Consider the following 17,262-nt stretch of genomic DNA (forward strand, 5'->3'; position numbering starts at 1 on the left):
CGACACGCGATGACGACCATCGACAACGGGACCCAGGAAGCCGCAGGGAAGGTGCCACCTCGGTACGCCTGCGGTGAAACGTTCGTCCCGAAGAGCCGCTACATCGATCCCGAATTCCTGAAGCTCGAACTCGATCGGCTTTTCACACAGGTGTGGCAACCCGCCTGCCGCGAGGAAGAGATTCCCGAACCCGGCAACTACTACGAGTACACGATCGGCAGGCAGTCGATCATGGTGGTGCGGCAGAAGGACGCGAGCATCAAAGCGTTCTACAACGCCTGCACGCACCGGGGGATGAAAGTCGTTCGGGGAACGGGCTGCGCCGCCGACGGCGAGCTCCGGTGTGAATTTCACGGGTGGCGGTACGCTTTCGACGGCCGCTCGTCGTTCGTGCCCTCACGCGACGAGTTTCTCAATCGTCCTCGTGAACAGTGGTCGCTGCGGCCGGTCGCGGTGGGCACTTGGGGAGGCTGGGTGTTCGTCAGCATGGCCGAGGATCCGCCGGATCTCCTGGAGTGGCTCGATCCGCTACCAACCGCCCTTGCGCCTTTCCGGTTGCAGGACATGCGTTTCCGCTGGCGCAAACGGACGTTCCTGCCTGCCAACTACAAGACGGTGATCGATGCGTTCATCGAGGGTTACCACACACCGGGCACGCATCCGCAGACGTTGCGCGCGACGCAGGGCCCGCGCCCGTCGACCGAGCCGGCGCCGCCCCAGGAATTCGTCTACGCGCCATACACGCCGACGATCGCGTATCGCAACCACTCCCGATTCATCTACACGGCGCGACCGGACAGCGGCAATAAGGACAGCGCGCGCAAGGAGCAAGCGGCCCGCCCAGAGGTCTTCGCCAACTCGATGCAGTACAACTACCTCGAAGTACGGTCACTGGCCACCGAACGCGATTATCGCGTGGCGCAACAGCTTGCGACGATGGAGCCCAGCGAGATCCCACCCTTTGTGCTTTATCACCAGATGTGCGAGGAACTCGCCCTGGCCGAGGGCGTCGATTTTCCGAAGATGACCATGGAGCAGTACTTCGCGGGTAACGGAGACTGGCACGTGTTTCCGACTCTGGTGATTCTGGTCGAGAAATCCTGCGTCCTCGGATATCGGATGCTGCCCGACGCCGAGGATCCGAACCGGTGCGTCTTCGAGATGTTCTCACTGGAGCACTTCGCGCCAGGCGAGGTCCCCGAGACCAGTTGGCTGGAATTCGAACGTTGGCAGGACCACGACGGGTGGGGCGAGCTTCCAACCCAGGACCTCAAGAACATTGGAGCCATCCACGCGGGCCTGCATTCCAAGGGCTTCGACGGTCTGTGGCTCAATACCGCGCAGGAGATGTCGATCCGCAACGAACACGCGATTGCCGATCGCTTCATCTTCGGTGTCGACGACGCGGCCGATGACGGGGCGGTCGGTGCCTGACGAGCACGCGTCCAGCGGCCGACCTCTGCCCGCGCTATCGGAGCTCAACCGCCCGTACTGGACATCGGGAGCCGAGGGTGTCTGGCGGCTACAACAGTGCCCCGAATGCGAGCGCGTCATTCATCCCCCGGCGCTGCGCTGCCAATTCGACCATGCCACGCCGGAGTGGGTGGCGATGTCGGGTCGCGGGATTGTCGAGTCGTGGACGGTCAATCACCATCCGTTCTTTCCCGGCGTCCCCACGCCCTATGTCATCGCCTTCGTCAACCCGGTCGAAGATCCTCACGCGCGCGTCCTGACCAATCTCATCGATGTCGCCCCCGGCGATGTCGCTGTCGGCATGCCGGTGCGGGTGACCTTCGAGAGGTGTGACGACGGTGCAGCAGGGGACACCGTTCACCTGCCCCTGTTCGCTCCGGAGCGCTGATGCATTCGAATTTGACCAACGAGGTCATCATCAGTGGCATCGGCCAGTCCGACATCGGGCGTCGACTGGGCCGGGATCCGTTGCAGCTCACCGTCGATGCGTGTCTGGCGGCGGTCGAGGATGCGAGTTTGACGCTGGCCGACATCGACGGGCTCACGACCTACCCAGGTGCGTCGATGGCCGGCAAGGGTTTCTCGGGCGCGGGGCTACGCGAGATCCACGATGCGCTCGGCATTCGACCGAACTGGGTGGCCGGTGGTGTCGAATACCCCGGCCAGCTCGGCGCCGTCGTCGATGCCATGCTCGCCGTGGCCGGCGGTATGGCGAATCACGTCCTGTGCTGGCGGAGCATCTGGGAGGGCACGGCACAGGGAGCTGACCGTCGGCGCGGCTACGGAGTGGCGCCCGGATCACGGGCGACGGGTCAGCTCGGTTGGCAATTGCCGTACGGGGCGGCGGCGGCCAACCTCGCTGCGCTCCAGATCCGTTCCCGGATGCACCGATTCGGGCTGACCAGGGAGCAGCTGGGTCAGATCGCGATCGTCCAGCGGGCGCACGCCAAGCTCAATCCCAAGGCGGTCTACAGCGAACCGATCGATCTGAGCACATATCTCGACTCGCGAATGGTGTCCGACCCGCTGTGTATGTACGACTGCGACATCGCGTGCGACGGTGCGACCGCATTCGTGGTGTCACGCGCAGAGCACGCGTCCGCTTTGGACCACCCTGGCGTCGTCGTCGAGGCGCTCGATTGCGCCCACCACGACCGGTTCCTTTTCGAGGGCGGTCAGGATATCGGTCGGTTGAACTCCCGGTGGTCGACGCTCTGGGAGAGAACCGATTTCGCGCCCAGTGATGTCGACTACGCATCGCTGTACGACGGCTTCAGTGTGTTTGTTCTATGCTTCCTCGAGGATTTCGGATTCTGTGGATACGGCGAATCAGGGGACTGGATCGCCGATCCGACGCGCTTCTCGCTCGGCGGTGAGTTGCCGATCAATACCGCGGGGGGCCAACTTTCGGGCGGCCGGCTGCACGGCTTCGGCCATTTGCACGAGGCGTGTGTGCAAGTTCGCGGTGAGGGCGGTGCCCGTCAGGTAACCGATGCGCAGCTCGCCGCGTGCGGTGTCGGTGGCGCCAACAGCGGTACCACCATGATGCTGCTCCGGCGACCTTGACAGGACACTACTTCGCGTCCGCCGTTGTCGTTCAGCGGATGAACGTCGTTTTCGTGTCGAGGTACTCCATGATTCCGGCTCGGCCGTTCTCCGCGCCCAGGCCCGATTGTTTGACTCCGCCGAAAGGTGCGTGAGGCTGCAGGGTCCAGGTGTTGACACCGACGTTCCCCGCCCGGAGCGCTGCACCGACTCTGATAGCTCTGCTCACGTCCCGGGTGTACAACGCCGCGCCGAGTCCGTACTCGGTGTCGTTGGCGATCCGGATGGCCTCATCCTCGGAGTCGAACGGAATCACACACAGCACTGGCCCGAAGATCTCATCCTGGGCGACAGCCATGCTGTTCTCGACGTCGACGAGCACGGTTGGTGACACAAAGTTGCCCGAGTCGGGCGCGCCCGCAGGGCGATGGGTCCCACCTGCCGCCACCCCCGCGCCGTCTTTCACGGCATGGTCGATGTGTTCGTTCACGCGCTTCATGTGCGCGGCGCTGATCATCGGCGCCGCAGTGACAGTCGGGTCAAACGGATCGCCGTAGCTCGCGGCGGCGGCGAATCCGACGAGTTGAGCGACGACATCGTCATAGACCGGGCGCTCGACGAGGATGCGGGACTGGCACACGCAGACCTGACCCGACAGACCGAGGAAGGCGTTGCCGGCGGCCATCGCGACCGCGAGGCCGATGTCGCTGTCGGCGAAAACCACCGCCGGGCTCTTACCGCCGAGTTCCAGTGAGACACGGCCGATCCGCGCGCCCATCGCCGACGCGATCTGTCCACCTACTGCACGGCTGCCGGTGAAAGACACCTTGTCCACGCGACGGTCTGCGACCAGCGCAGTGCCGACATCGGCACCCGCGCCCGTGATGACGTTGAACACCCCGGGCGGCAGATCGGACTCGGCAATCAACTCGCCGAGGCGCAGACTGGTCAATGGCGCCATCTCCGAGGGCTTCGCAACCACAGTGCACCCGGCGGCCAGGGCGGGCGCCACTTTCTGGCTCATCAACCCCAGCGGGGCGTTCCACGGCGTGATCAGGCCAACGACTCCGACAGGTTCGTGGGTGGTGAAAACGAACGGCTGGTCGGCCTCCCACTGCGGGAAGGTCTCACCGGTGACCTTGTCGATCCAGCCGGCGTAGCTGTCGAACAGGTCGGCTGGATACTCGGCGCCCATCTGGTAGTAGCCGACGAACGCCACAGGTGTCGCGTTGTCCAGTGACAGAAGTGCCGCCAGGTTGTCGGCGTCATCGCGGATCGCGTCGGCAATACGGCGCAGGTACCGCGCACGCTCCCGTCCCGACATACGCGGCCAGGGACCCTCGTCACAGGCACGGCGTGCGGCGGTAACGGCAGCGTCGACGGCTTGTGCGTCCCCGCCCGGCGCCTCGAAGACCACCTCATCGGTGGCTGGGTGCAGATGACGGACCGGGTCAAGAGCGCCGTCGATCCATTGCCCGTCGATCAGCATCCTCGCCGGAGGTAGCGTCGCCGAGTCGAGCTGGGAACGGATGGAAAGAGTGGTCATAGATAGAACACTAGAACAAGCTATGTATGAGTGTGACACATTTAGGAGCGTCGAGAAATCGCCGAATACTGCTGATAACGGACAAGAAACAGATTCGGTAGACATCGTTGTAGTTCGTCTCAATTGAACATAATATGTCTGACTGTATCGTCATGCGCTCGACGATGATGCTACGTGGCGGGCAACCCGCAGCGCGAAGACCGCGTAAATGAAGGAGTTTTGTGATGGTCGATCCATCCGATTTGGTGTTGATCAGCGTGGATGACCACACGGTTGAGCCACCGGATATGTTCGCCGGGCGGGTCCCCGCACGCTATGCGGACGACGCACCGCGCATCGTCGAGGACGCCGACGGCTCGGTGGCCTGGGTTTATGACGGTATCAAGCTGCCGAACATCGGATTGAACGCGGTGGCGGGCCGCCCCAACGACGAGTGGGGCTTCGAACCCTCTCGATTCGAGGACATGCGCAAAGGCTGCTACGACGTCGACGCCCGGGTCGAGGACATGAACGCCTGCGGAGTGCTCGCCTCAGTGTGCTTTCCCTCGTTTCCAACCATTTCGGGTGCGCTGTTCACCTATCGGGGCGAGCGCGAGGTCTCGGCGGTGATGGTCAGGGCCTACAACGACTGGCACATCGAGGATTGGTGCGGTGCGCATCCTGACCGCTTCATCCCGATGGGAATTCTCCCGTTGTGGGATCCGGGCCAATCCGCGAGCGAGGTGCGGCGGCTCGCTTCGCTTGGGTGCCGCGCGGTAACGGTGCCCCAGCACGTCGGCAATTACGGCCAGCCGCCATGGCAAGACCCTCACTGGGACGTGTTGTGGGAAGCAGTTTGTGAGAACAACACAGTGGTCAACATTCACATCGGGACCGGCGGCGGAATGCCCGTGCCTTCTGACCAAACCAGCTACCTCGCCTACAACTCAATGCTGGCGCTGGACACCGGCAGGTTCACCGCTGATCTGCTGTTCTCGCGCGTTGTCAAGGAGTTCCCGAGTATCAAGTTCGCCCTGTCGGAGGGCGGTATCGGATGGATCCCGTTCTTGTTAGAGCGTTTTGAGGATATTTACGGCCGGCAGCGCGCCTGGACCGGTGACGACCTCGGCGATGGCAACACTCCTACCGACGTGTTTCGTCGGAACTTCCTGTCCTGCTTCATCCGTGACCGCGTCGGCATAGAAAATCGGCACCGTATCGGTATCGAAACCATATGCTGGGAAATGGATTACCCGCATTCGGACTCGAGTTGGCCCGATGCCCCCGAACAGCTCGCCGAAGAACTCGAGGGGTGCAGTCACGATGAAATCGAGGCGATCTCCTGGCGTAATGCGGCGAACGCCTTTGGCTATTCCGGTGTCGAACGGCTTGGTCGAGAAGCCTGCACCGTTGCCGCGCTACGCGCGAAGGTCGCGGATAAGGACCTGTCCACCCCGAAGGTCGACGTCGATCGCATTCCGAAGCCGGGTATCCAGGCACTCACCTACGGCGAGATGCGGAAGCGAATGGCGACGATTATGACTGGGGGCACGTCCTCGTCGTAACCATGCATGCGCCAATCAACTCGACCGTCAGATACACCCTTGGTGTTATGGCGCAAAGCGTTTCAGCCGCGGTGCAGTATGCCGGCGGCCTCATATTCGACCGCGCAGCTGCTGGTTGGGACGTCACCGTCTACACAGAGGACGACGCATGCTCGATCGCAATTGAAATTCTCGGCGCAAAGTGTCGCGACCTCGAGAGTCTGCTCCACGCATACGCATCGTTTCCGACGGTCTTGGTTGTCACTGCGAGCCTTCACGCCGAGAATCGCAGGGTGGGGGCATATGTCGCGGCCGCCTCGGCGATTGGGGCTGCCGATGTCATGCTGACCGGACTCGGCGGTCCGGACGATGCCGCCGCCGGCGGCGGATTCCTATACAGCTTGGGCAGCGCCGCCAGTGCGTTCAAAAGGTGTGCGGTCCAGGCAGGGGACTTGCAGATCGAGACGGTCGGTGGAAGCGAACATTTCCGCCGATTGGCAGCGCGAATCGGTGCGGAAAACCCAGTGGGTTAATGGGATGCAAGGCGCTACCGACGACAGTGGACGGTCGCCGCGGGTGAGGCTGTGGGATATGAACACAACGCAGTTCTGTATTGCGACGAGTACTCGTCGTCGCAGGGAAACCCCACCGGGCCCGCTCCGGCTGAGATACCGCGGCGAGCGAGGGGCAAGCAGTGGGACCCGGGAAGGCCCCATCCCTACCGAAGTTTTGGGTCGTATCCGTCTACCGACAACGATCTCGTTCGTGGATGGAGGATCGCAGGGCCCAGCCATTGCGCAACGAAACGGCGCAGTGCAACTCCCTCGCGCGGCTGCTCTCCGGGATCGGTGAGGAGGGACTGAACCGTGCGCAAGGTCATTTCGGTGAGCTGCGTCAGCGTTGCGGCGTCGAACCCATGGAGCTCCCAATCGACATCGAGCCGATGAAAAGCCGAGAGACAGAAGGCGATTGCCGTATCGGACGTTAGCGAGGTCGCAGCTTCTGCATCGGGTCGCCGGGTGAGAAGGCTCTCTAACTGTGGATCTCCGGTGAGGTTTTCTACTGCGAACGAAATGATTTCCACGACCGCGGTGACCGGGTCGTGGAGTCCGCGGACGCGTTCTACAACCTGGTCCACGAATCCGTTGACCGCGCGCATCGCACTGGCGATGAGAAGCGCGTCGGCATTGGGAAAGTAGTGGTACACCGTCTGCCGAGTCACCCCGAGCCTGCGGGCGACGTCTGCAAGGCGCAATACCGATCCGTGCTCGCCGAGCACTTCATCCACCGCATCCAGAATGCGTCCGATCGCTTCCTCGTCCGAGGAGGGCGTAGCGCCCGCCCAGCCACGACTACGCATTTGCGGTTATGAGCGTTTCGCCGCGACACGCCCTCGTGCGGTTGGACCGGTGAATCCCAGTAGAGATTTTCACGGTGCGCGCAGCGATGCGATGGAATGTCATGTGCCGTCACGTTCGATGACGGCGGGTGCGATCGTGTTCACGTGCGTCGACGTCCCAACTTCGCTCCTAGCCCCAATGGGCCACCGTACATGGCTCGAAAAAGCGTATGACCACTGTTCTATGGCCGTCAATGGCTAGCCGAAATTTCCGAGCTACTGCACATGGCCGTCCAGAATGGTCATGCGATTTGCCGAAACTCGTCCGATGCGGCGTGAGGCGACTTCAGCTGGCGGAGGCTGACGGGAATCGAAACCGTACAGAAGTTTTCTTGACCTGGAGAAAAGCCGATTGCGACGACGCGAAAGCACACGAAGAGACTCCGCGCGACCTGCGGCTATCACCGAGACAGCACGATTGGAGGACACCGCTGCAGTTATCGGCCGGCTACCTCTCGCGTCATCCGCCGTTCGGCACGCTCGAGCGCAAAGATGTCGAGATCGGCGCCTCTTGCCTTTTCGATCGACGACGGCATCGCGACCGTCGGCTGTACGCACCTGCCACCCTGGTAAGGCCCCTTACGGGGGAGCCTGACAGGTTTGAATCGCCTGTTCGGTCGCGGCACGAGAGTCACTGGGACGAAGGCAGCATTGCGAAAGCGATCCAGCCAACCGAAAGACTCGGGTTTCCATGGCCAGGGCTACGAGCAGTAACCGTTCAGGCACTTGTGGTGTGAGGACGGTAGATCCTGCCCGATGGCGTCCTCGCACCAGCCGCAGAGCGGCTGGCCTGATTCTTCACAAGCACACGCCACGACGCCCCCCGCCAATTCGACCGATGCTCGCTATGCCCGCACTGACATCCACGCTCGGCAGCATATAGCCTCTTCATGACCAAACATCGCGGGCCCAATTGTCTAGTCGCACAACGATAGTGCTGCTTTTTAGACCAAACAACTCGGGCGCGATTGTCCAGTCGCAACAAAGCAACGCACGGCGCCGCGAGGCAGTGTTCCCGCGCGTTCGCCAGTCCTAGTACCACAATCGGGAGTGCATGGACCGGATGAGACGAGGGGAACGCCGTGGACGATCCGATAGCAGAAGTCATTTCGGCGAGCGCCGCGCTGGCGGCGCACGGCCTCACCGACATGGTGTGGGGGCACGCTTCGGTGCGGGATCCCGACGGCAGCGGCGTCTGGATGAAGGCCAGCGGGTGGGGGTTCGACGAGGTGACGACCGACCGCGTCGCTCTCGTGACGCCCGACGGTGACGTCGCCGCCGGAAACGGACCGCGCCACATCGAGTATCCGATCCATACCGAAATCATGGCCGCCCGACCCGAGGTGCAGTGTGTCGTGCACACCCACGCCCCGACACTGGCCGCCTTCGCGTCCCTCGATGTGCCGCTGCGCCCGATATCCCACGACGGCGTCCTCTTCGAAGCCGGGTTACCGCGCTTCACCGTCACCGGCGCGTTGATTGCCAGTCGAGAACTCGGGAGCGCACTGGCCGCCGAACTCGGTGGTGCGCCGGCCATCTTGATGCCGTTCCACGGCGCTGCCGTCGCCGGGCCGAACGTCGCCAGCGCGGTGATGCACGCCGTCCTGCTCGAACGTGCCTGTCGTACCCAGCTGATGGCGATGTCCGCCGGGGGGCCGGCTATCTGGTCCGACCCTGCAGAGTCGGCGTTCAAGCGCGAACAAGCGTGGAACCAGAAGCAACTCGACGCCGGATATCAGTATCTGCTTCGCAAGAGTCGTCCGAGCATCCTTGACTAGCGCTCCGGTGTAGAGAATCCCTCTAACTGGCGGAGATGGCTTTCTGTCTGTCAGAGAACTCTCTGCCGGAGAACCGCCCGGTTGGAGGATTGCGATGGCCGACCTCGAGGATGTCCTGGCTGCAGTGCGCCGGGGCATGATCCCTGCCCACATCTACAACGACGCCGAGATCTTCGCCCTCGAACGGGAGCGGATCTTCGGCCGGTCCTGGATATTCGTCGGACACGAGTCAGAGGTTCCGCTCGAAGGTGACTACGTGGTCAGGCGCGTGCTCGACGATTCGTTCGTCATCGCGCGCGACTCCAAGGGCGAGATCAGAGCGATGTTCAACATGTGCCTGCACCGGGGCATGCAGGTGTGCCGCGCGGAGATGGGCAACGCCTCGAACTTCCGGTGCCCATATCACGGGTGGTCGTACCGCAATGACGGACGCATCCTCGGCTTGCCGTTTCATCACGAGGCCTATGGAGGTGAGCAAGGGTTCAAGAAGCGCGGTCAGACTCTGCTGCCCGCCCCGAGCCTCGCCAGCTACAACGGACTGATTTTCATCAGCCTGGACGCCAACGCCGAACCCCTCGAGGACTATCTCGGCGACTTCCGGTTCTACCTCGACTACTACTCCAGGCAGAGCCCGGCCGGTTTGGAGGTCCGCGGTCCCCAGCGATGGCGCATCAACGCCAACTGGAAGATCGGCGCCGAGAACTTCGCCGGCGACATGTATCACACGCCGCAGACGCACACGTCGGTGGTGGAGATCGGGCTGTTCCGCGAGCCGAAAGCGGAAAAGCGCAAGGACGGCGCCACCTACTGGGCCGGGGTCGGCGGAGGCACCACCTACAAGCTGCCGCCCGGCGATTTCCGGGAGCGGATGCGCTACGTCGGCTACACCGACGACATGATCGCGCGTGTCGAACAGATCTGGTCCTCGGATCAGCAGTTGCTGGTCGGTGGCGACGGCTTCATGATCTCGGCGGCGTCCTGCTTCCCGAACATGAGCCTGGTGCACAACTGGCCCAAAGTGGAGGACGGTGACGCTGTCCTGCCGTTCATCTCGCTACGGACGTGGCAACCGATCAGCGCACACGAGACCGAGGTCTACTCCTGGTTCGCGGTCGACTCGGCGGCGCCGGAGGATTTCAAGAAGAACTCCTACAAGGCGTATTTGATGTGTTTCGGCTCGACGGGGATGTTCGAGCAGGACGATGTCGAGAACTGGGTGTCGCTGACCAACACCGCGGCGGGTTCGATGGCGCGGCGTCTGCAGCTCAACAGTCGGATGGGGCTGCTGGAGGACGATACACCTGTCGGAAAGCGCCTGCTGCCCAACGAATTTCATGGCCCAGGCACAGCGCAGGTCGGCTACAACGAAGCCAACCAGCGTGCTCTGCTGCGATTGTGGGCCGACCATCTGGAGCGTCCGGTCGCGCCCTCGTCGACGGTGGCGGTCGGGACACGTGCCGACGGGATCGAGCCACTGGTCCAGACGGCAACCCTTTCGGTTGCCGATGGAGCGCGGGTATGACTGCGCCGCAGCATGATCGAGCCGGCGGATTCCGCCGATTCGGGCGCGGCGAGACGTACTCCGAGCAGTCGGTACTCGGCGACCACGCGGCGCGTGACCGTCGCGTCGGAAGCACGCTGCCCTTCAACGATGAGCGCCACCTGCGCGCCCACCAATTCCTCGTCGATGAGGCCTACCTGCTCGACGCCCAGGCGTACGGCGAGTGGTTGGACTTGTTCACCGACGATGTGCACTACGTGATGCCGGTGCGGGTTTCGACCGCGTTGGGCACCGGGTACGACTCGTCGCCGGGCATGGCTCACTTCGACGAGAACAAGTACTCGTTGAGCCGCCGGGTGGCCCGGTTCCGCACCGAGCATGCGTGGACGGAGGATCCGCCGTCTCGGCTGCGGCACTACATCACCAACGTGCGTACCTTCGCGACCGACAAGGACGACCACCTGATCGTCGACTCGGCCGAGCTGCTGTTCCGCAGCCGCGGCGACGTCAACGAAGCCGCGACCGCGTCGTGTGGCCGTGAAGATCTGCTGCGGCGCGAAGGGGACCGCTGGAAAATCGCCCGCCGCACGATCTTCATCGACGAATCGGTCATCCGCATGCAGAACCTGGCGATCTTTCTATGAGTGCCGGAGACGACCGGACATCGGCAGTGCCGCAGAGTCTGCTCGACGCAGTTGTCGGCGATCCGATCGTCATCGCGAACGAGTTCAGTGCCACCGAGGTCCACCGCATCGAGACCCGTAACGGAACACGGCTTCTCATCACGTCACCCCGCACGGGGCGCTGGATAACCCTGGACGCGTTGGAGGTGGAAGCCCTGACGTGGCAGAACACGGCCACACTCGAGGCGATGATCAGCAACCCCAACGCGCCGCTGGTCCCCGACGGCGAGGGCGACCGATGACCGGATGGCTCGACGGCAAACGCGCGCTGATCGTCGGAGCCGGATCCGGTATCGGCCGCGCCGTAGTGGACGCGTTTCGCCGTGAGGGCGCGCAGGTGGTGGCGCTGGAACGCGACGCCGACAAGTGCAGCGCCCTGCGCGACGAACTCCCCGACGCACCCGTGATCGAGGGCGACGCGACGACGAGGGCCGCCAACGTCGATGGCGTAGACGCCGCCGTCGACGCGTATGGGGGACTGGACACCTTGGTCAACTGTGTGGGCGTGTTCGACTTCTACCAAGGCCTGACCGACATCGCCGAGGACCGCCTCGACGCGGCCTTCGACGAGATGTTCCGAGTCAACGTGTTGAGCCATCTGCAGTCGGTCAAGGCGGCAGTCCCGGCCTTGCAGCGCGGGACTGGATCGTCGGTAGTGCTCGCGGAGTCGGCATCCTCGTTCTATCCCGGACGCGGCGGGGTTCTCTACGTGTCGTCGAAGTTCGCGGTCCGCGGTTTGGTCGCCAGCCTCGCCTATGAATTGGCGCCGCGTATCCGGGTCAACGGTGTCGCGCCGGGAGGCACGGTCAAGACCGATCTGCGAGGCTTGACCGCGTTGGGCCAGAGCGAGTTTCGACTCGGTGACGATCCCGATCGCGCCAGTGCTCTGAAGGCCCGAACTCCACTGAACGTCGCGTTGACCGCCGAAGATCACGCCTGGTGCTTTGTGTATCTGGCTTCTGATCGTGCACGCGGAATCACCGGGGACACTTTGCATCCCGACGGCGGGTACGGGCTCGGGCCCAGTCCATCGCCGAGCAAGGTCATGTGATCGTGACAACCGCCAGCGGACCGATGCCGCAATACCCCATCGAGTCGGTGGACAACGCGCTGAAGGTGGTACTACTCCTCGCGGAACGGGGCGAACTTCGGTTGACCGACGTGAGCGACTACCTCGGTGTCGCATCCTCGAGTGCCCACCGAATGTTGGCGATGTTGCTCTATCGCGGTTTCGTCCAACAAGACCCGAAGACAAAGATCTACACCGCAGGCACCGCGCTGACGAAGATTGCCTTCTCCATCACCCGTCGTCTCGACTTCTTGGCGCCGCTGCGCCCGTATCTGGAGAAGCTCAGCTCCACGCTCGATGAGACGGTGCATCTGTCCATGCTCGACAACACGGCGGTCTGTTTCGTGGACGCGATCGAAGGCTCGAAGGTGGCACGGACCGCTTCACGGGTGGGTATGGCGCTGCCCGCGAGTACGACCGCGTCCGGAAAGGCGATGCTCGCCGGGCTGTCGCTCGTTGAAATCGAGAAGCTCTATCCGACAGAAGAACTCGTCACTCTCACCGACCGCAGCATCAAGACCAAAGCCGGATTGCTGCGAGAGCTCGCGCAGATCCGGCGGCGCGGTTATGCGTGCAGCTCTGAGGAGAGCGAGGCGGATGTCTCGTCGATTGCGGTCGCGTTTCCCGCTCGCGACGGGTTGCCGCACCTGGCCTTCAGCACAGCGATACCGCGTCCACGGATGAGCCCGACGGGCAAGCGTCGCATCGGCGAGATCGTGATGGGCGTGGTCGACGATGCGGCGCAGCTACTGAAAACGTAGGGTGCTCAGGCGGCGTGGCGATCCGAGCGTGGGCCATCGACGACGCCGGCGGCCGAGGCGTCGGACGCCTTGCGGGGGTGGCCGCCGAGCATGTTGAGCTTGATCGCGAACATCTGCGCGTTCCCGCTCGCACCGTACGAGTACGGCTGCCTGCGGCGGATGTCGGCCCCTGCGTTCTTGATGACGAGGTGGACTTCGTCGTCGGGCTGACCGGGCGAGCGAGTGACCTCGACCTTCGCGCTCAGCCCGCCGACGGGATATCGCTCGGCGTCACGGCCTGAACCGACGATGAGAAGACTGCGGGTCAACCGCAGGTCATCCCATGACAGCAGCACGCCGTCCACGCGATCTTGACGCTGTTGGTATTGCTCCAAGACGAACGCGATGGCCATCACTATCGCCAGTGGGATGGCTATCGCCCCGATCCACGCGTGCCCCAAAATTGGGTCCATCGTTCCCCCCTTCACATGGATGCCTGGGTCCAAATGAATTCATCGACGGTGATGTCCATCACACCATTACCCGATGGCGAATTCCCCGAAATCGGAGAATTTCAAACAAAACCTGCGAAAAGGCCGCGCTTCCTGTGTTTTCGGTGGCAGTTGTGACCGGCGATACGCCTGTGACTAGCGAGGGGTCCGAGCTGTCAGCAACGTGTCGTCGGGATCGCTGACGTTCGGCTTCGGATCAACGTCAGCGCGTGATCGTGTGGTCCGGACAGAGCTCGTCGTCCAATCCCGTTGCCTGCTGGCCGATCTCGTACTCGGTGTTTCGCTCGTACAGCAGTCACGCAGGTTACGTGGATATATTGTCGGCGCGGGAGGTAGCCATGGTGACTCGTTGCGCCGGGGCGACCCGTAAGCGACAGCTTACGATTCGGCTTGTCGTCGTTGCACTGCTCCTGGGGGCGTGCAGCAGCGCACTCGCGCCGGCGCCGGGAACCCACGACAGGAACGCCGCCACCGCGGCGTTCGCGCCGGACGAATCCGCGGCCCGCAGCCAGGACGTACTCAACGGCGCCATCAAGCTTGACGAGCCCGGCTGCTCCGCCGCGGTCGGCGTCGACGGCGAGGTGGTCTGGAAAGGAGTCCGTGGTCTCGCCGATCTGAAAACCGGCGCCGAGATCACCCATAGCACCGTCTTCGACATCGCTTCTGTGTCCAAGCAATTCACCGCCACTGCGGTCCTGCTGTTGGTGGACGCGGGCAAGCTCTCGCTCGACGACACCCTGGCCTCCGTGGTGCCGGGACTCCCGGCGTGGGCCGAAACCGTGACCGTCGGCCAAGTCATGCATCAAACGAGCGGAATCCCGGACTACATCGGACTGCTGGAAGACGCCGGCTATCAATACAGCGACCGCACGACGCAGGAACAGGCGCTGCAGATCCTCACCCAGGTACAGGATTTGGACTTCGAACCCGGCGACCAGTTTGAGTACTCGAATTCCAACTACCTGCTGCTGGCCGACATCGTCCAGCGGGTCTCCGGCCAACCCTTGCCCGCCTACCTGAGCGCCCAGGTCTTCAAGCCGCTTGATCTAGCCATGGCGATGGATGCCGGCAGCTCGATCCCGGGCAAGGCCCTGTCCTACGGGTTCGACGAGGACACCTCCGAGTACACCGTCTCGAATTCCGCATGGGAGCAGGTCGGTGACGGCGCCATCCAAACGACACCCACTCAACTGGTGCGGTGGGCCGATAACTATCGGACCGGCAAGCTGGGCGGCCAGCGTCTGCTCGACGAGCAGGTCGAAGGGGCCGCAGACACCGGTTCCGGCGACGGGGACCGTTACGGCGCCGGCATCTTCGTCTACCCCGACGGCAGCCTCGACCACGACGGCTCCTGGGCTGGATTCGTCAGCGCATTCCGCGTCAGTGCGGACCGGCACACATCCATCGCCGTCACCTGCAACACCGACACGCAGGACCCAGTGGCGATCGCCGACGAGCTACAGGACATCTGGGAATAAGGCCTAATCGGTTCTAGTCGACCTGTTTCCACCAGGAGATGACAGCCATCAACATCGCCGTCACCAAGGCGACGAGGACCCACAGCACCAGGCCGACGTCGATCCACGCACCCGGCGGCGGTGCTCCCGGCAAGATGTTCCGCAGCGGCACAACCGCGAACAGCATCGCCGCGTACCACGTCAGGAACGGCATCTGGAATGCCTTCCGTCGCGTGATCACTTGCAGGGCAGTGGCAATCGCCAACGTGGGCAGCGTGATCAACACGATGCAGATGCCGAGATCGAATGCCAGCGGGCCGAGTGACCGCTTCATCGTCACCTGAATCGCCTCGTCGGTGCCCGAGGTCTGCGGTCCCGGAGCAACCTCGTCGGCAGTGATATCCCAGCCCTGCAGCGAGCCTTCTACCTCCACGCGGGCCGGCATGAACTGCCGCTCCTCACCCGATCCGACAAGTAGCGTGGCACTGATCGGCTCGCTCTTGTAAGAGTCGAACGGCCAGTTGTTCACGTCACCGTTGAGGTCGAGGGTGGTGGTCTTCTCCGCAGGTGCCTCACCTGCGGGGAAGCTCAAGTCGCCCAACGTGTTCCACGGGAACAACCGCACCGATATGTCGGCGTTGAGCACCTCGAGACGTTCGTCGGTGAGGTCATCCTGCGGAATGACGAGCACCTTGACGTCGGCTTGATAGTCGACGGTGCGCAAGGCCTTCACCGTCACGAGGACGACGGTTTCGGATCCGTCGCCGGTGTCGGCGGGACCCAACTCGGTCGACGAGCCCGACAGCCACCAGTAGGCGAACAGCGTGCCGAAGTAGGCCAGCAGGACCACCGCGACGACGCCGACGATGGTTCCGACGCGCCGGCCCGATTTGGGCTCGGGAGTACCGTGGCGCGAATTTGCCTGGCGCTCTGGCGCCTCTGGCCTCTGGGGTTCCACGGACGGAATGCTAGGGCCGCTAGACGGTTCTGTCCTTGCTTTGAACACAGCCGTCTACGCCAATGTCAATAATGTTCACCTTGGTGTCTGCAAACCGACTACCAGCGAGTTATCAAGATCACGGTTCGTAGGATGGATAGCTCTATTTCCAGTGGGGTTCCAGCAACGTCGACCAGGCTTGGTCGAGCTGCTCCCACTCGGCCGGGCACCCCGCTGCGCGATCCTCGGGAAGTTGTCCGTTGCCGACCAAATCGCCGTTGGCTTCGGGATCGGATCCGTAGATCCAGCAGTCCATGTTGTACACCCGCTGCAGATTCAACGAGTGTTCGTCGGCCATGTCTTCGGCAGTGAACTCGGTTTGGACTTCTGCCAGTGCGGCGAACGCGCGTGCGAAGTCCTTCACGGACTGCACCGACTCCGGATCGACCGTTCCGTCGTCCCCTGGCGTCAAGAGCAAGTAGGCGGCGGCCTGATCGGCGACGTCCTCCTCGCGCCCGGTGACCGGCAGGTCATAGATGCTGATCGCCATGTGGCCGGTCTCGTGATAGAACGTCGTGTACTCGGAGCCAAGCGCCGACTGAAGCGGATCGGCGTCGCCCGCGTTCGTGAAAACCGCCATGGACCAGTCGGTGTCCTCGTAACACATGGTGATGGCGTTCTCGCTCTCGCTCCAATATGCGTTCGGGACACCGCATTGCGCCCCGCGCAGCGTGATGTCGTTGGGCAGCACGAGCGTCTGGTTTATGTCGTCGGCGAGGTCTTCGAGCATCCGGTTTGCCTGCTGAATCTTCTTCCCGTTCAGCGCCTCGGGCGTGTCGGCGTCTTCGTAGGTGACAATCATCGTTCCGCCGGCGCCGTCTGCGGGTGGCGCCTCCGGGGCACCGTTCTCGTCGACCTTTCCCTTCACCGACGTGTCCGCGGCTGCCGGAGTTTCAGGAGCGTTGGCCTCATCGGTCGTCGCACTGCCGCATCCGGCCACGATCAAGCCAGCCGCCAACAGCGGCAGAATTCGACTGCGCATGGTTTACCCCTTAGCTGCGACCCCCCGAAATTGACACAGTCGCAGATTTTGGGTGCG

General features: G+C 63.3%; 17 protein-coding genes. 12 read left to right on the forward strand and 5 right to left on the reverse strand.

The window, feature by feature from the left end:
- Positions 1–9: 9 nt before the first annotated feature.
- The 3 genes from G6N36_RS25435 to G6N36_RS25445 are packed head-to-tail and all read left to right on the forward strand — an operon-like array spanning position 10 to position 3,039.
- Positions 10–1,434 (forward strand): aromatic ring-hydroxylating oxygenase subunit alpha, encoded by a 1,425-nt coding sequence (locus G6N36_RS25435; protein WP_163689509.1) that lies wholly within the window; start codon positions 10–12, stop codon positions 1,432–1,434.
- Positions 1,427–1,861 carry a Zn-ribbon domain-containing OB-fold protein gene (locus G6N36_RS25440; protein WP_163689510.1) on the forward strand — a complete coding sequence of 145 codons (435 nt, stop codon included), beginning with the start codon at positions 1,427–1,429 and terminating at the stop codon, positions 1,859–1,861. The genes G6N36_RS25435 and G6N36_RS25440 overlap by 8 nt, the downstream gene beginning before the upstream one ends.
- A complete protein-coding gene (locus G6N36_RS25445; protein WP_163689511.1) occupies positions 1,861–3,039 on the forward strand; it encodes a thiolase family protein in 1,179 nt (392 codons plus the stop codon). Before G6N36_RS25440 ends, G6N36_RS25445 begins: the two co-directional genes overlap by 1 nt.
- Positions 3,040–3,070: 31 nt before the next feature.
- On the opposite strand, the gene G6N36_RS25450 is transcribed toward G6N36_RS25445, so the two are convergent.
- Positions 3,071–4,564, reverse strand: coding sequence for an aldehyde dehydrogenase family protein (locus G6N36_RS25450; protein WP_163689512.1), 1,494 nt, complete (start codon positions 4,562–4,564; stop codon positions 3,071–3,073).
- A gap of 224 nt (positions 4,565–4,788) precedes the next feature.
- Between G6N36_RS25450 and G6N36_RS25455 the strand changes: the two genes are divergently transcribed.
- Positions 4,789–6,108 carry an amidohydrolase family protein gene (locus tag G6N36_RS25455; RefSeq protein WP_163689513.1) on the forward strand — a complete coding sequence of 440 codons (1,320 nt, stop codon included), beginning with the start codon at positions 4,789–4,791 and terminating at the stop codon, positions 6,106–6,108.
- 2 nt (positions 6,109–6,110) lie between these two features.
- Positions 6,111–6,620, forward strand: coding sequence for a hypothetical protein (locus tag G6N36_RS25460; protein ID WP_163689514.1), 510 nt, complete (start codon positions 6,111–6,113; stop codon positions 6,618–6,620).
- 185 nt (positions 6,621–6,805) lie between these two features.
- Here G6N36_RS25460 and G6N36_RS25465 read toward each other — a convergent pair whose 3' ends face one another.
- Positions 6,806–7,447: a TetR/AcrR family transcriptional regulator gene (locus tag G6N36_RS25465; RefSeq protein WP_163689515.1), complete on the reverse strand. Its 642-nt coding sequence runs from the start codon at positions 7,445–7,447 to the stop codon at positions 6,806–6,808.
- Positions 7,448–8,568: 1,121 nt separating this feature from the next.
- Here G6N36_RS25465 and G6N36_RS25470 point away from each other — a divergent pair.
- The 6 genes from G6N36_RS25470 (at position 8,569) to G6N36_RS25495 (ending at position 13,278) form a co-directional block, all read left to right on the forward strand.
- Positions 8,569–9,264, forward strand: a complete 696-nt coding sequence (locus tag G6N36_RS25470; RefSeq protein ID WP_197746615.1) for a class II aldolase/adducin family protein — start codon at positions 8,569–8,571, stop codon at positions 9,262–9,264.
- Between the two features lie 94 nt (positions 9,265–9,358).
- The gene (locus G6N36_RS25475) at positions 9,359–10,786 is read left to right on the forward strand and encodes an aromatic ring-hydroxylating dioxygenase subunit alpha (protein ID WP_163689516.1); all 1,428 of its coding nucleotides are present in this window, start codon (positions 9,359–9,361) and stop codon (positions 10,784–10,786) included.
- A complete protein-coding gene (locus G6N36_RS25480; RefSeq protein ID WP_163689517.1) occupies positions 10,783–11,409 on the forward strand; it encodes a 3-phenylpropionate/cinnamic acid dioxygenase subunit beta in 627 nt (208 codons plus the stop codon). Before G6N36_RS25475 ends, G6N36_RS25480 begins: the two co-directional genes overlap by 4 nt.
- The gene (locus tag G6N36_RS25485) at positions 11,406–11,690 is read left to right on the forward strand and encodes a dihydrodiol dehydrogenase (RefSeq protein WP_163689518.1); all 285 of its coding nucleotides are present in this window, start codon (positions 11,406–11,408) and stop codon (positions 11,688–11,690) included. The genes G6N36_RS25480 and G6N36_RS25485 overlap by 4 nt, the downstream gene beginning before the upstream one ends.
- Positions 11,687–12,499 carry a 3-(cis-5,6-dihydroxycyclohexa-1,3-dien-1-yl)propanoate dehydrogenase gene (gene hcaB, locus G6N36_RS25490; protein WP_163689519.1) on the forward strand — a complete coding sequence of 271 codons (813 nt, stop codon included), beginning with the start codon at positions 11,687–11,689 and terminating at the stop codon, positions 12,497–12,499. The genes G6N36_RS25485 and hcaB overlap by 4 nt, the downstream gene beginning before the upstream one ends.
- Before the next feature lie 2 nt (positions 12,500–12,501).
- Positions 12,502–13,278, forward strand: coding sequence for an IclR family transcriptional regulator (locus G6N36_RS25495; RefSeq protein WP_235690169.1), 777 nt, complete (start codon positions 12,502–12,504; stop codon positions 13,276–13,278).
- A gap of 5 nt (positions 13,279–13,283) precedes the next feature.
- Here G6N36_RS25495 and G6N36_RS25500 read toward each other — a convergent pair whose 3' ends face one another.
- Positions 13,284–13,730 (reverse strand): hypothetical protein, encoded by a 447-nt coding sequence (locus tag G6N36_RS25500; RefSeq protein ID WP_163689520.1) that lies wholly within the window; start codon positions 13,728–13,730, stop codon positions 13,284–13,286.
- 377 nt (positions 13,731–14,107) lie between these two features.
- Between G6N36_RS25500 and G6N36_RS25505 the strand changes: the two genes are divergently transcribed.
- A complete protein-coding gene (locus tag G6N36_RS25505) occupies positions 14,108–15,247 on the forward strand; it encodes a serine hydrolase domain-containing protein (protein WP_163689521.1) in 1,140 nt (379 codons plus the stop codon).
- 13 nt (positions 15,248–15,260) lie between these two features.
- Here G6N36_RS25505 and G6N36_RS25510 read toward each other — a convergent pair whose 3' ends face one another.
- Complete coding sequence (locus tag G6N36_RS25510; protein ID WP_163689522.1) at positions 15,261–16,184, reverse strand: DUF4436 domain-containing protein; 924 nt, start codon at positions 16,182–16,184, stop codon at positions 15,261–15,263.
- A 142-nt stretch (positions 16,185–16,326) separates the two neighbouring features.
- Positions 16,327–17,205 carry a DUF4344 domain-containing metallopeptidase gene (locus tag G6N36_RS25515; protein ID WP_163689523.1) on the reverse strand — a complete coding sequence of 293 codons (879 nt, stop codon included), beginning with the start codon at positions 17,203–17,205 and terminating at the stop codon, positions 16,327–16,329.
- Positions 17,206–17,262: the final 57 nt, after the last annotated feature.

Origin of the sequence: Mycolicibacterium gadium, assembly GCF_010728925.1 — a bacterium.
In the GTDB taxonomy this organism is placed as follows: Bacteria; Actinomycetota; Actinomycetes; order Mycobacteriales; family Mycobacteriaceae; genus Mycobacterium; species Mycobacterium gadium.

Excerpts from the sequence above, each read along its gene's own strand:
- G6N36_RS25435 (WP_163689509.1), top strand. The coding sequence starts at position 10 with ATGACGACCATCGACAACGGGACCCAGGAAGCCGCAGGGAAGGTGCCA.
- G6N36_RS25445 (WP_163689511.1), top strand. The coding sequence starts at position 1,861 with ATGCATTCGAATTTGACCAACGAGGTCATCATCAGTGGCATCGGCCAG.
- G6N36_RS25450 (WP_163689512.1), bottom strand. The coding sequence starts at position 4,564 with ATGACCACTCTTTCCATCCGTTCCCAGCTCGACTCGGCGACGCTACCT.
- G6N36_RS25455 (WP_163689513.1), top strand. The coding sequence starts at position 4,789 with ATGGTCGATCCATCCGATTTGGTGTTGATCAGCGTGGATGACCACACG.
- G6N36_RS25460 (WP_163689514.1), top strand. The coding sequence starts at position 6,111 with ATGCATGCGCCAATCAACTCGACCGTCAGATACACCCTTGGTGTTATG.
- G6N36_RS25465 (WP_163689515.1), bottom strand. The coding sequence starts at position 7,447 with ATGCGTAGTCGTGGCTGGGCGGGCGCTACGCCCTCCTCGGACGAGGAA.
- G6N36_RS25475 (WP_163689516.1), top strand. The coding sequence starts at position 9,359 with ATGGCCGACCTCGAGGATGTCCTGGCTGCAGTGCGCCGGGGCATGATC.
- G6N36_RS25480 (WP_163689517.1), top strand. The coding sequence starts at position 10,783 with ATGACTGCGCCGCAGCATGATCGAGCCGGCGGATTCCGCCGATTCGGG.
- G6N36_RS25485 (WP_163689518.1), top strand. The coding sequence starts at position 11,406 with ATGAGTGCCGGAGACGACCGGACATCGGCAGTGCCGCAGAGTCTGCTC.
- hcaB (WP_163689519.1), top strand. The coding sequence starts at position 11,687 with ATGACCGGATGGCTCGACGGCAAACGCGCGCTGATCGTCGGAGCCGGA.
- G6N36_RS25500 (WP_163689520.1), bottom strand. The coding sequence starts at position 13,730 with ATGGACCCAATTTTGGGGCACGCGTGGATCGGGGCGATAGCCATCCCA.
- G6N36_RS25505 (WP_163689521.1), top strand. The coding sequence starts at position 14,108 with ATGGTGACTCGTTGCGCCGGGGCGACCCGTAAGCGACAGCTTACGATT.
- G6N36_RS25515 (WP_163689523.1), bottom strand. The coding sequence starts at position 17,205 with ATGCGCAGTCGAATTCTGCCGCTGTTGGCGGCTGGCTTGATCGTGGCC.